Source organism: Pseudoalteromonas qingdaonensis, assembly GCF_038739665.1.
Lineage (GTDB): Bacteria > Pseudomonadota > Gammaproteobacteria > Enterobacterales > Alteromonadaceae > Pseudoalteromonas > Pseudoalteromonas qingdaonensis.
The window spans coordinates 19371-31853 of record NZ_JBCGCU010000007.1; the positions used below are offsets into that span (position 1 = coordinate 19371).

The following is a 12483-nucleotide window of genomic DNA, read 5'->3' on the forward strand; positions in this document are numbered from 1 at the left end:
GAGGTTGTATGTAATGAGTGATGACCAAGATACCATGGACGAATGGGCTGCGGCCCTGGCCGAAGCAGAGCAGAGCGAAAGCGGTGCAGCTGATCCCCAAGTAGCCGAGCTCGATGAGCTGGCGGCTTCAAATCAAGAGGTGTCGGCGGACGACAAACGTAAACTTGACACTATTTTAGATATTCCTGTGACTATTTCTATGGAAGTAGGGCGCTCGAAAATCAATATTCGTAACCTGCTGCAATTGAATCAGGGCTCGGTGGTCGAGCTGGATCGCGTTGCCGGTGAGCCTTTGGATGTGCTGGTTAATGGCACTCTGATCGCCCACGGCGAGGTGGTGGTGGTGAACGATAAGTTTGGTATTCGTCTTACCGATGTGATCAGCCAGGTTGAGCGTATTAAGAAGTTGCGATGAAGCCTGCCCTGATTGCCTTATTGCTAAGTGCTGCGCCGACCTGGGTCTGGGCTGAGACCAGCACAGCCGCGGCTGCCCCAGGAGCGGGGTTAAACCTCAATATCGTCTCCATGCTGCTATCGCTGATGCTGGTGGTGGTGACTATACTGGTGTTGGCGTTTTTGCTAAAGCGCTTTAATCCCAATATGGCAACCAGTGACGACTTTAAGGTGGTGCGGACTCTGGCTCTTGGCACCAAGGAGCGTCTGCTGGTGGTGGAAATAGACAATAAACAACACCTGCTAGGGGTGACGCCACAGGCCATTAACTACTTGTATGAATTAGAAAATCCTTTGCCTGAGCGCGAAATGACGCCGCTGGCAAAGCAACTTAGCCATTTACTCAATACTAAAAATAAGACCTAAGATGATGAAATACTGGCTCCTGCTGCTGTGCGCCTTGCTTATTAGTCCCAGTGCCTTTGCCGAGCAAGGGTTACCTGCACTGACGGTAACCACCAATGCCGATGGCTCCCAGGATTATTCGGTGACCCTGCAAATCCTGGCCATTATGACGGCGCTGAGTTTTATTCCGGCGGCGGTGATCATGATGACTTCCTTTACCCGCATCATTGTGGTGCTGGCCATACTGCGCCAGGCCATAGGTTTGCAGCAAACGCCGTCAAACCAGGTATTGTTGGGCATGTCGCTGTTTTTAAGTATATTTATTATGGCGCCTATTTATAACCAGGTGCATGATCAGGCCATAGCCCCGTATCTGGATGAAAAAATGACCTCAATGCAGGCGCTGGAAGCGGCAAAACAGCCCATGAAGGCCTTTATGCTTTCACAAACCCGCATTAAGGATCTGGAAACCTTTGCCCAAATCGCCGGCTATGAACAACTGGACTCACCGGCCGATACGCCCTTTATCGTGGTGATCCCGGCCTTTGTCACCAGTGAGCTGCAAACCGCCTTTATTATCGGCTTTATGTTTTTTATTCCCTTTCTTATCGTCGACTTGGTGGTCGCCAGTGTGCTGATGGCCATGGGTATGATGATGCTCTCGCCCATGATAGTGTCACTGCCCTTTAAGATTATGCTCTTTGTACTGGTCGATGGCTGGTCTTTGGTTATGGGCACCTTGGCCCGCAGTTTCGGCCTGGGGACCTAAGCATGGAGCCGGGTGTTTTTGTCGATATCCTCAGTGATGCCTTGTTCCTGGTGATCAAGTTGGTGTCGGCAATTATCGTCCCCAGCTTGATTGTCGGCTTAATTGTCGCCGTGTTTCAGGCCGCTACCTCGATTAACGAACAGACCTTAAGCTTTTTGCCCCGTTTGTTGGTGACCTTGGGGGCGCTTATCATAGGCGGCCACTGGATCACCCAGGAACTGATCGACTTCTTTAATCGCCTGATACTGTCTATTCCAGAAATAGCGGGCTAGCTATGGAATACCCCTTTGCCGTTATCCTCCAATGGCTAAGTGACTACTTACTGCCCGTGGTGCGCATTGTTGCCATGCTGATGGTGATGGCCGGTATCGGCGCCCGCAATGTGCCGGCCCGGGTTAAGCTCGGCCTGGCCCTGGTGATCGCCTTTGTAGCCGTGCCCGTGCTGCCGCCGGTGCAATTTACCAACCTTTTCTCGGCAGAAATGATTTTGGTGGTGCTGCAGCAAATACTTATTGGCGTGGCCATGGGTTTTGCCTCTCAGTTGCTGCTCAATACCTTTATTCTGGCTGGACAAATCCTGGCGATGCAAACCGGTTTAGGCTTTGCCTCAGTAGTTGACCCAGCCAATGGCCTTAGCGTGCCCGCCGTCGGCCAATTTTACCTTATCCTCAGCACCTTGCTGTTTTTCGTTTTTAACGGTCATTTGATGATGATCCAGATGATAGTACACAGCTTTATTGCTCTGCCCATCGACGGCAGTTGGTGGGCGGTGGATCATTATTGGGACATAGTTACCTGGGGCGGCTGGATGTTTACCACAGCCCTGGTACTGGCTTTGGCGCCCTTGACCGCCATGCTGGTGATCAACCTGTCGTTCGGGGTCATGACCCGCGCCGCGCCGCAGCTTAATATCTTTGCCATCGGCTTTCCCTTTACCCTGGTCTCTGGCCTGGTCATCATCTGGGCGACTCTGGGGAATTTTATGGCCCAGTTTGAAGCCCAATGGCTGCGCATGGTGGAGCTGATGTGCTCCATGGTCGGTTGCGCCCCTTAGGAGGATAAATGGCAGAAGATTCAGGACAGGAAAGAACCGAAGAACCCACGCCGAAGAAGCTCCAAGAAGCGAAAAAGAAGGGGCAGATCGCGCGTTCAAAAGAGCTAGGCACCACCTTTGTATTGATCATGTCGGCGGTGTCGCTGCTGATCTATGGCCCGGACATAGGCCGTGGCCTGCACCTGGTGATGGGTCGCATGCTTACCCTTAGCCGCAATGAAACCTATGACACCTCGAAAATGTTCTCGGCCTGGGGCGCCGTTGCCGATGCCTTGCTCTATCCCATGGCCATGTTTGTGCTAGTGATAGTGCTGGCGGCCTTTATTGGTAATACCTTGCTCGGCGGTTTTAACTTTTCCTGGCAGGCCATGGCCCCCAAGGCCAATAAAATGTCCCCGCTTAAAGGCTTTAAGCGCATGTTTGGCACTCAGGCGGCGGTTGAGCTGGTTAAGGCGCTGCTAAAATTTGCCCTGGTTGCCGCCTGTGCTGTGTTTTTAATTAAAATGTACTTTTATGAAATTCTCCATCTCAGTATAGAGACGACGCCGGGCAATATAGTTCATGCTTTGGAGATCATTGCCTGGATGTTCCTAGCGCTGAGCTGCACCATGCTGGTGGTGTCCGCCATCGATGCCCCGTATCAGAGTCATAATCACCATAAGCAGCTGAAAATGACCCTGCAAGAGGTCAAGGACGAGTATAAAAATTCCGAGGGTGATCCACAGATCAAGGCGCGTATTCGCCGCACTCAAAGGGAAATGTCGCAGCGCCGTATGATGCAGGATGTCCCCGACGCCGATGTCGTGGTCACCAACCCGACTCACTATTCGGTGGCACTGAAATACGACACAGACAAGGCCGGAGCCCCAATTATGGTGGCCAAGGGCGGCGATGAGCTGGCGATGCAAATTCGTAAGGTGGCTCAGGGTAACGATGTGCCTCTGGTGGAGTCACCTGTGCTGACCCGGGCGCTGTTTCATACCACGGAAGTGGGCGAGCAGGTGCCGGAGCAACTCTTTACTGCCGTGGCTCAGGTGCTGGCCTATGTTTATCAGTTAAAGCGCTTCCAAAAGGGCCGTGGCCGCAGGCCGACCAAGCTGAGCGAGCACTTACCCATCCCAGATGATTATCAATATTAAGCAGAGCTAGGTAGAATTAGCGCCGCTAAAGCATAACTTTTAAAGCTGGCCTGCTCCTTGCTTTAATGCCCTCAGTGTCAATTTATTGCTGTGCGCATTTATGGATTTTAAGGCCGTTTTAACCCAGCTTAATCGCGATAAAAAAGAATATGCCAAGGGCGTAGGGACGCCTTTATTGGTGCTGGCCGCGCTGGCCATGGTGGTTTTGCCCATGCCGCCGTTTCTGCTCGATATTCTCTTTTCCTTTAATATCGCCTTGGCCCTGGTGGTGCTGCTGGTAACCGTTTATACCTTAAAACCCCTGGATTTTGGTATGTTTCCGGCGGTGCTCTTGGTCGCCACCATAATGCGTTTGGCCCTGAATGTCGCCAGTACTCGGGTGGTGCTGCTCGAAGGTCACCAAGGTGGTGATGCCGCCGGTAAGGTGATTGAAGCCTTTGGCTCTGTGGTGATCGGCGGTAACTATGCGGTCGGTTTAGTGGTCTTTTTAATTCTTATTATCATCAACTTTGTGGTGATCACCAAGGGTGCCGGGCGCATCTCCGAGGTGTCGGCGCGCTTTACCTTGGACGCCATGCCGGGTAAGCAAATGGCCATAGACGCGGATTTAAATGCCGGCTTTATCAGCGCCGAGCAAGCCCGTGAGCGCCGTGAAGAAGTGACCCGTGAGGCGGATTTCTACGGCTCTATGGACGGTGCAAGTAAGTTTGTAAAAGGCGATGCCATCGCCGGTATCGTTATTCTTATCATCAACATAGTTGGCGGCTTGTTCGTCGGCATGATCCAGCATGATCTTAGCTTTGGTCAGGCCATGGAGGTTTATACCCTGCTGACTATAGGGGATGGCCTGGTCGCTCAGTTGCCTTCCTTATTGCTATCTATTGGCACCGCCATAGTGGTGACGCGACAAAATGAAACCCACAACATGGGCGAGCAGGTCAAAAACCAGCTGGGCAATGATAAAGCCCTGTGGATAGCCTGCGGTATCTTGGTCACCATGGGTCTAGTGCCGGGCATGCCGCATTTGGCCTTTTTGGGTCTGGGTGCCTTACTGGGCTTTATTGCTTATTTATCACAAAAACAGGCGCGCGAGGCCGAGTTGCAAGAGCAACAGCAGGCGACGCAGGGCGCTGGCACCCAAGTAGCGACCCGCGATGAGCCCAAAGAGCTGGGCTGGGATGATGTACAGCAGGTGGACGTGATCGGTCTGGAAGTGGGCTATCGCTTAATTCCCCTAGTTGATCAGGCTCAAGGTGGCGAGCTGCTAAGCCGTATTAAAGGGGTGCGTAAAAAGCTCTCGCAAGAGTTTGGCTTTTTGGTGCCACCTGTGCATATTCGCGATAATTTAGAGCTCGACCCCAATGCTTACCGCATTACCCTGATGGGGGTGTCCAGCGGCGATGGCGAGCTCAGCAGCGGCGCCGAGCTGGCCATTAATCCGGGTCAGGTATTTGGCCCGGTTAACGGCATTGCTACTAAGGATCCGGCCTTTGGTCTGGATGCGGTGTGGATAAAGCCAGAACTAAAAGACGAAGCCCAATCCTTAGGTTATACGGTGGTGGATGCCGCTACCGTGGTTGCCACCCATATCAGCCAGTTGCTCACTAACAATGCTGCGCTGCTGCTTGGTCACGAAGAAGTACAGAGCCTGCTCGATATGCTGGCCAAGAGTCATCCGCGTTTGGTGGAGGGCCTGGTGCCCGAGGTGCTGCCCTTGACGACAGTGGTGAAAGTGCTGCAAAACCTGCTTAACGAAGGGGTCGCCATTCGCGATATGCGCACCATAGTGCAGACCCTGGTGGAGTACGGCCCGCGTAGCCAGGACCCAGATGTATTAACCGCAGCGGTACGTATTTCTCTGCGCCGTTTAATAGTGCAAGACGCAGTGGGCGCAAGCCCGGAAATTCCTGTCATAACATTGGCGCCTGAGTTGGAACAGATGTTGCATCAGTCACTTCAGAACGCAGGAGATGAAGGGGCCGGTATCGAACCTGGCCTAGCCGAGCGATTACAAGCCTCGCTCAGTGAAGCCCACCAAAACCAAGAAATGGCTGGTGAACCTTCCATCTTATTGACCTCAGGCATGCTGCGAACGGTGTTATCACGCTTTGTTAAATACACCATTCCCGGCCTTAGGGTGATGTCTTATCAGGAAGTCCCCGATGAGCGTCAAATTAAGATAGTCAGCTCCGTAGGACAGCAATAAACCAATGGCCTGGCCGTTGCTTAAAGGGTGAACTTATGAAAATTAAACGCTTTTTTGCTAAAGACATGCGCAGCGCATTAAAAGAAGTAAAGGACGAACTCGGTGCCGACGCGGTGATCATGTCGAATAAAAAGCTCGCCGATGGGGTGGAAATCGTTGCCGCAATCGATCATGAGCGCCCTAATGCGACTGCTGCCCAGCCAAGTGCCGTTGCACCTAGCACGCAAGCCCAGCAGGCAAGTCCACAGCCGCGTATACTACAGCCTTATAATCACAGTGCCCGAGTGCATGGCCAACAAGAGCGTGAGCGCACACCCGTGGCGGATTCTTTACAGGCCCTGTTAGAGCGTCAAAATCCACAGCCGAAAAATGCTGTCCTAGCAGATATGTTTTCGCAGTCTGGTATCGATTTGCATCAGTCAGCACAGCAAGGAACGCCTCAACATGCCGCAGGCTATGGTGCGACAGAGTCGCGTTTCCAACCGCAAGAACAACCGCGAGTGCAATCCCATACGCCACGTCCCGAGCCTAGAATGTCTACCCAGCAGCTGGGTGATGATCTGGACGGCGATGACCTGGATGAGCTCGCGCAAAGCACTTCTGCCGAGCAGGATGAAATTACCGCCATGCGCGATGAAATGAATGCCATTCGCCAATTGCTGGAACACCAGGTATCGGGCTTGCTCTCGCAAGACCGCGCCCGCCGTGACCCAACCCGCGCCTGCTTTATCGAACGCTTACAAGGCATGGGGATTGATACCAAGGTGGCAGAGCAGTTAGTGCGTTATGTGCCTGATGACGTTTCCCGTCAGCAAGCCTGGCAGAGCGTAATGGAAATGACGCACAAGCATATGCACACCACGGGCAACGAAATTTTACGCCATGGTGGCGTTTATGCCTTAGTAGGTCCGACCGGTGTGGGTAAAACCACGACAGTAGCTAAGCTGGCCGCCCTGGGGGCGCAAAAATACGGTGCCGATCAGGTGGCCTTGATCACTACAGACACCTACCGTATTGGTGCTTTTGAGCAACTGGCAACCTATGGCCGTATTATCGGTTGTCCGGTGAAGCAGGTTAAAGATGCCAGCGAATTAGCCGATACCTTATTTCAGTTGCGTAATAAGCGCTTGGTGCTCATTGACACCGCAGGTATGAGCCAGCGCGATATGCGTTTAACTGAGCAGTTAAATACCCTGATGCGCAGTGCCGCTGTGGAGATCCGCAGCTATTTGGTGCTCAGTGCCACGGCCCAGCGCGAAGTATTACAAGAAGCCATAAAACACTTCCAAATGGTAGACCTAAGCGGCTGTATTTTCACAAAGCTTGATGAAAGTCTAAGTTTGGGTGAGATTATTAGTGTGGCGATTCAAAATCGCCTGCCAATAGGGTATCTTACCAACGGTCAGCGTGTGCCAGAAGATATCCGGGTGGCAAACTCGGAAAAAATGGTGAGAAAGGCTGAGCAATTGTTTATAAAACGCCAAAAAGCGCAAGCAACATCAGCTCCAGCGGGGCGTCAGACGCTAGCGTCACCAGCAGTAGGAATGTATGATTAACACCATCTTGGATCAGGCAAGCGGTCTTCGCAGAATGAATAATAATAGTCAAGGCGTGAAAGTGATCGCCGTAACCGGCGGCAAAGGCGGTGTAGGCAAAACCAATGTTTCCTTGAACATGGCCATTGCCATGGGTCAGCTAGGCAAACGGGTTTTGGTACTTGATGCCGACCTGGGTCTGGCCAACTGCGACGTAATGCTTGGTTTACGAGTGGAAAAAAACCTCTCTCATGTGCTCAATGGCGAATGCCATCTGCGCGATATTCTGGTGGAAGGTCCCGCAGGCATTCGTATCGCTCCCGCTTCTTCGGGCGCCCAGAGCATGGTTGAGTTGAGCCCTAGCGAACATGCGGGCCTAATTCGCGCCTTTAGCGAACTCGATAGTGAATATGACGTGCTGATTGTCGATACCGCCGCCGGTATTTCCGATATGGTGCTAAGTTTTTCCCGCGCCTCACAAGATGTGGTAGTGGTGGTATGTGATGAACCCACATCGATCACCGATGCCTATGCTCTGATCAAAGTACTTAGCCGCGAGCATGGCGTTTACAAATTTAAAATCGTTGCCAGCATGGTGCGCAGTCTGCGCGAGGGCCAGGACCTATTCGCCAAGCTTTCCAAGGTTACCGACCGTTTTCTCGATGTCTCGCTTGAGCTGGTTGCCGCTGTGCCTTATGACGAGAACATGCGTAAAGCCACGCGCCGACAAAAGGCCGTGGTCGATTTATTCCCCAACTCTCCGGCATCTGTGTCGCTGAAGAACCTCGCCAACAAGGCCACCCAGTGGCCGTTGCCGAATCACCCTTCGGGACATCTAGAATTCTTTATTGAAAAGCTCGTAGGCCGCTAACGGTATAGGACGGCTATGAACAAAGTCGCAGGGTATCAACAGCAACAGCAATTAGGCTCTCTTGTGGAGCGCCATGCGGCTTTGGTTAAGCGTATCGCCTGCCATTTGTTGGCGCGTTTGCCGGCCAGTGTGCAGCTGGATGATCTTATCCAATCGGGCATGATAGGGCTTATCGAAGCATCACGAAATTTCGATGCCACTAAGGGCGCCAGCTTTGAAACCTTTGCCGGTATTCGTATTCGTGGCGCCATGCTTGATGAAATTCGCCGCGGCGATTGGGCACCGCGCTCCTTGCACCGCCATAGTCGCGCCATAGCACAGGCCATCCATGATTTGGAGCGAACCTTGGGGCGCGAACCCAAGGATATAGAAGTTGCGCAACGGCTTGAAATTTCACTTGAAGAATATCATTCGATTTTAAACGATGTGAACTGTGCCAAGGTCATTGGCATAGAAGATCTCGGCGTTGATGAAGACGTTATCGGCGCTTGTGAGCATGAGCCGGAGCAGGTCAACCGACCCTTTGCCAGCATGCATAACGAAAGATTTAATGCCGCCTTGGTTAAGGCTATCAAGTCTTTGCCCGAGCGCGATGCTCTGGTGCTGTCCTTGTACTACAACGATGAAATGAATTTAAAAGAAATTGGGCACATACTCGCGGTCAGTGAATCGCGTGTGAGCCAGATACATAGTCAGGCAATGATCAGGCTTAGAGCCAAGATCAATGATTGGATCAATTAATAAAGTAAAGCGGGTTTACGGAGGATACTTTGGATAAGAACATGAAAATCCTTGTGGTTGACGACTTTTCCACCATGAGAAGAATCATTAAAAATCTCTTGCGTGATTTAGGCTTCACCAATGTGCTAGAGGCGGATGACGGCATTACGGCCTTGCCCATGCTGCAAAATCAGGACTTTGATTTTGTGGTTACCGACTGGAACATGCCGGGCATGCAAGGTATTGACCTGTTGCGCGCCATTCGCGCCGACGAGCGACTAAAACACCTACCCGTATTAATGGTGACCGCCGAGGCCAAAAAAGAACAAATTATTGCCGCCGCCCAGGCCGGTGTGAATGGTTATATAGTTAAGCCTTTCACCGCCGCGACCTTGAAAACCAAGCTGGAAAAAGTGTTTGAGCGCTTAGGTTAATTAAGAAGGAGAGGGTTATGTCAGCGTCCGCTGCACCTCATATTACCCTGGAGCAGGCCAAGCAGCTTGTGGTGTTTTTGGAACAGGGCGAGCAGGAAAAAGCCGACCAGTTGATCTTGGATGCGGCTTCGAAGGAGCAATCCGAGCTGTTTGCCGAGGTGGGAAAACTCACACGTCAACTGCATGAATCGTTGAAGAATTTCCAGCTGGATACGCGTCTTTCAGACCTGACCAACGAAGCTATTCCAGATGCCAAACAGCGTCTCAATTATGTTATGGAAATGACCGAGCAGGCGGCGAATAAAACCATGGATGCGGTGGAGGCCAGCCTGCCCATTGCCGAGCGTTTGTCCACTGATCTGCATCAGATCAAACCCAATTGGGATAAGTTGATGCGCCGCGACCTGCAGCTAGGCGAGTTTAAGCAACTGTGTCATCAGCTTGACGGTTTTATGGATCGCTCTCAGAGCAGCACCTTGGAGCTGCACGACTTACTCAACAATGTGTTGATGGCGCAGGACTATCAGGACTTGACCGGTCAGGTGATCCGCAGAATTATCGAATTGGTGCGTGAAGTGGAAGAGAGTTTGATCCACCTATTGACCGTATTCGGTGGTGAAGAGTCCGAGCTATTAGAAAAAGAACAAGTGGCCAGTAAGGTCAACGGCGAAGGCCCGGAAGGGCCCATTATTGATAAAGAATCTCGTGATGATGTGGTGTCAAGCCAGGACGAGGTCGACGATTTATTGTCGAGTCTGGGATTCTAACAGGAGTGCGCTTGCATGAGCTTTGAAGTAGATGAAGATATTTTGCAGGACTTTCTTGTCGAAGCGGGTGAAATATTAGAGCAGCTGTCTGAGCAATTGGTGGAGCTGGAAAATAATCCCGAAGACAAGGATCTACTTAATGCCATCTTCCGTGGTTTTCACACGGTGAAAGGCGGCGCTGGCTTCCTGGCCATGAATGAGCTGGTTGATGCCTGCCATGGTGCTGAAAACGTCTTCGATATCCTGCGTCAGGGACAGCGTCGCGTCAGTGCCGAGCTGATGGATGTGATCTTGCAAGCGCTGGACACCATTAACGAGATGTTTGCGCAAATTCAGCAGCGCGAGCAACCCGAACCCGCAAACCCAGAGCTCTTGGCTGTTTTGCATCAGCTGAGTGAACCTGAAACCGCCGATGAAGCCCTTACTACGCCAGCGCCCGTTGTTGAGCCAGCAGTAGAGCCCGAGCCGGTAGCGGTTGAAGATGCCGCCATGACCTTTATGGATGAGTCCGGCGCAGGCATAGATGAAATCAGCGAAGACGAATTTGATGCCTTGCTTGATGAGCTGCATGGAGTAGGGAAAGGTCCGGGTAATGAGGAGTCGGTGGATAACGCAGCGACTATCGACGCAAGCGATGACGATATTACCGACGATGAATTTGATGCCTTGCTCGATGAATTGCACGGCCCCGGCAACTTTGGCACGCTTAGTCCGACAACGAGCGCAGCTGATATAGAAACAGCGCCGGACGAGACTTATACCGCCAGCAACAGTGATGATGAGGAAATCAGCGAAGACGAATTCGATGCCTTACTCGATGAGCTTCACGGTAAAGGCAATGGCCCCACAGCTTTGGCAAACCCAGCTCCGGTTGCGAGTAGCCCGGCTGAGCCCAAGGTGGCATCTGCTGCTACACCTACATCTACACCGGCACCTGTCGCGGCGACAGCAAAACCGCTTGCGCAGTCGGCGGATAAGCCCGCCGCTAAAGCCCCTGCGGCGCCAGCCGCTGAGACCACGCTAAGGGTCGACACCAAGCGTTTGGATCAGATCATGAACATGGTTGGTGAGCTGGTGCTGGTACGTAACCGTTTATTGACTTTGGCCAACAGCAGCAACAGTGAGGAAATGGGTAAGGCCATTGCCAACCTGGATGTGGTCACCGCGGATCTGCAGGGGGCGGTGATGGCCACTCGCATGCAGCCGATTAAAAAGGTCTTTGGACGCTTCCCTCGGGTGGTACGTGATCTGGCACGCAGTCTGCAAAAAGACATTTCCCTGGTATTGGAAGGGGAAGACACGGATCTCGATAAGAACCTAGTCGAAGCCCTAGCCGATCCCTTGGTGCACCTGGTGCGCAACTCAGTTGATCACGGCATAGAAATGCCCGATGTGCGCGAGCAGGCGGGTAAATCCCGCACCGGTTTGGTGAAGCTCTCTGCCTCCCAGGAAGGCGACCATATTCTTTTGAGCATTCAAGATGATGGCGCCGGAATGGACGCGGAAAAACTGAAAAATATCGCCATCAATAAGGGCGTATTGGATGCCGATCAGGCTGCCCGTTTAAGTGATAACGAGGCCTATAACCTGATTTTTGCGCCGGGTTTTTCTACTAAGGAACAAATCTCAGATATTTCCGGACGCGGCGTTGGCATGGATGTGGTGAAAACCAAGATAAGCCAGCTTAACGGCAGCATTAATATCGAATCGCAATTGGGTGTGGGTACTCGCTTAGACATTAAGGTACCCCTGACCCTGGCTATTTTGCCAACCCTGATGGTGGTGGTGGGCGAGCAAACCTTTGCCTTGCCGCTTGCGGCGGTGAACGAAATTTTCCACCTGGATTTAACCAAGACCAATGTGGTCGATGGCCAGCTGACCATTATCGTGCGCAATAAAGCCTTACCCTTGTTTTATTTGGAGCATTGGCTGGTGAAGGGCGCCGATAGAACCCAGCGCAAGGCCAAGGGGCATGTGGTAATAGTACAAATTGGTACCCAGCAGGTGGGCTTTGTAGTGGACTCCCTGATTGGTCAGGAAGAGGTGGTGATCAAGCCCCTTGATGCCTTGTTACAAGGGACGCCCGGCATGGCCGGCGCAACCATTACCTCCGACGGTGGCATTGCTCTTATCCTCGATGTGCCGAGCATGTTAAAACATTATGCTGGCCGCTCCAGCGTGAACTAGGTG

The 12483-nt window shown here is 52.3% G+C and carries 13 protein-coding genes; all 13 read left to right on the forward strand.

Annotation, left to right across the window (positions count from 1 at the left end; all coding sequences use genetic code 11):
• Window positions 1–13: 13 nt before the first annotated feature.
• The 13 genes from fliN to WCN91_RS07815 all read left to right on the forward strand — a co-directional run bounded on the left by fliN (window position 14) and on the right by WCN91_RS07815 (window position 12480).
• The gene (gene fliN, locus WCN91_RS07755; RefSeq protein ID WP_342677880.1) at window positions 14–415 is read left to right on the forward strand and encodes a flagellar motor switch protein FliN; all 402 of its coding nucleotides are present in this window, start codon (window positions 14–16) and stop codon (window positions 413–415) included.
• Complete coding sequence (gene fliO, locus WCN91_RS07760; protein ID WP_342677881.1) at window positions 412–819, forward strand: flagellar biosynthetic protein FliO; 408 nt, start codon at window positions 412–414, stop codon at window positions 817–819. The genes fliN and fliO overlap by 4 nt, the downstream gene beginning before the upstream one ends.
• A gap of 4 nt (window positions 820–823) precedes the next feature.
• Complete coding sequence (gene fliP, locus WCN91_RS07765) at window positions 824–1567, forward strand: flagellar type III secretion system pore protein FliP (protein ID WP_342678121.1); 744 nt, start codon at window positions 824–826, stop codon at window positions 1565–1567.
• Between the two features lie 2 nt (window positions 1568–1569).
• The gene (gene fliQ / locus WCN91_RS07770) at window positions 1570–1839 is read left to right on the forward strand and encodes a flagellar biosynthesis protein FliQ (RefSeq protein WP_105254955.1); all 270 of its coding nucleotides are present in this window, start codon (window positions 1570–1572) and stop codon (window positions 1837–1839) included.
• Between the two features lie 2 nt (window positions 1840–1841).
• Window positions 1842–2621, forward strand: coding sequence for a flagellar biosynthetic protein FliR (gene fliR / locus WCN91_RS07775; RefSeq protein WP_342677885.1), 780 nt, complete (start codon window positions 1842–1844; stop codon window positions 2619–2621).
• Window positions 2622–2629: 8 nt separating this feature from the next.
• The gene (gene flhB / locus WCN91_RS07780; protein WP_342677887.1) at window positions 2630–3760 is read left to right on the forward strand and encodes a flagellar biosynthesis protein FlhB; all 1131 of its coding nucleotides are present in this window, start codon (window positions 2630–2632) and stop codon (window positions 3758–3760) included.
• 100 nt (window positions 3761–3860) lie between these two features.
• Complete coding sequence (flhA, locus tag WCN91_RS07785; protein WP_342677889.1) at window positions 3861–5966, forward strand: flagellar biosynthesis protein FlhA; 2106 nt, start codon at window positions 3861–3863, stop codon at window positions 5964–5966.
• A gap of 35 nt (window positions 5967–6001) precedes the next feature.
• Window positions 6002–7522, forward strand: a complete 1521-nt coding sequence (gene flhF, locus WCN91_RS07790; RefSeq protein WP_342677890.1) for a flagellar biosynthesis GTPase FlhF — start codon at window positions 6002–6004, stop codon at window positions 7520–7522.
• Complete coding sequence (locus WCN91_RS07795) at window positions 7515–8372, forward strand: MinD/ParA family protein (RefSeq protein ID WP_342677892.1); 858 nt, start codon at window positions 7515–7517, stop codon at window positions 8370–8372. Before flhF ends, WCN91_RS07795 begins: the two co-directional genes overlap by 8 nt.
• A 15-nt stretch (window positions 8373–8387) precedes the next feature.
• Window positions 8388–9113, forward strand: a complete 726-nt coding sequence (locus WCN91_RS07800; protein WP_342677894.1) for an RNA polymerase sigma factor FliA — start codon at window positions 8388–8390, stop codon at window positions 9111–9113.
• A 29-nt stretch (window positions 9114–9142) separates the two neighbouring features.
• Window positions 9143–9526, forward strand: a complete 384-nt coding sequence (gene cheY, locus WCN91_RS07805) for a chemotaxis response regulator CheY (protein WP_342677896.1) — start codon at window positions 9143–9145, stop codon at window positions 9524–9526.
• Between the two features lie 17 nt (window positions 9527–9543).
• Window positions 9544–10293, forward strand: coding sequence for a protein phosphatase CheZ (locus WCN91_RS07810; RefSeq protein ID WP_342677898.1), 750 nt, complete (start codon window positions 9544–9546; stop codon window positions 10291–10293).
• A gap of 15 nt (window positions 10294–10308) precedes the next feature.
• On the forward strand, window positions 10309–12480 hold the full coding sequence (locus WCN91_RS07815) for a chemotaxis protein CheA (RefSeq protein WP_342677900.1): 2172 nt from the start codon (window positions 10309–10311) through the stop codon (window positions 12478–12480).
• Window positions 12481–12483 lie beyond the last annotated feature (3 nt).

What these genes read in the sequence shown, in the direction of transcription:
- fliN (WP_342677880.1), top strand. Translation starts at nt 14, where the DNA reads ATGAGTGATGACCAAGATACCATGGACGAATGGGCTGCGGCCCTGGCC.
- fliO (WP_342677881.1), top strand. Translation starts at nt 412, where the DNA reads ATGAAGCCTGCCCTGATTGCCTTATTGCTAAGTGCTGCGCCGACCTGG.
- fliP (WP_342678121.1), top strand. Translation starts at nt 824, where the DNA reads ATGAAATACTGGCTCCTGCTGCTGTGCGCCTTGCTTATTAGTCCCAGT.
- fliQ (WP_105254955.1), top strand. Translation starts at nt 1,570, where the DNA reads ATGGAGCCGGGTGTTTTTGTCGATATCCTCAGTGATGCCTTGTTCCTG.
- fliR (WP_342677885.1), top strand. Translation starts at nt 1,842, where the DNA reads ATGGAATACCCCTTTGCCGTTATCCTCCAATGGCTAAGTGACTACTTA.
- flhB (WP_342677887.1), top strand. Translation starts at nt 2,630, where the DNA reads ATGGCAGAAGATTCAGGACAGGAAAGAACCGAAGAACCCACGCCGAAG.
- flhA (WP_342677889.1), top strand. Translation starts at nt 3,861, where the DNA reads ATGGATTTTAAGGCCGTTTTAACCCAGCTTAATCGCGATAAAAAAGAA.
- flhF (WP_342677890.1), top strand. Translation starts at nt 6,002, where the DNA reads ATGAAAATTAAACGCTTTTTTGCTAAAGACATGCGCAGCGCATTAAAA.
- WCN91_RS07795 (WP_342677892.1), top strand. Translation starts at nt 7,515, where the DNA reads ATGATTAACACCATCTTGGATCAGGCAAGCGGTCTTCGCAGAATGAAT.
- WCN91_RS07800 (WP_342677894.1), top strand. Translation starts at nt 8,388, where the DNA reads ATGAACAAAGTCGCAGGGTATCAACAGCAACAGCAATTAGGCTCTCTT.
- WCN91_RS07810 (WP_342677898.1), top strand. Translation starts at nt 9,544, where the DNA reads ATGTCAGCGTCCGCTGCACCTCATATTACCCTGGAGCAGGCCAAGCAG.
- WCN91_RS07815 (WP_342677900.1), top strand. Translation starts at nt 10,309, where the DNA reads ATGAGCTTTGAAGTAGATGAAGATATTTTGCAGGACTTTCTTGTCGAA.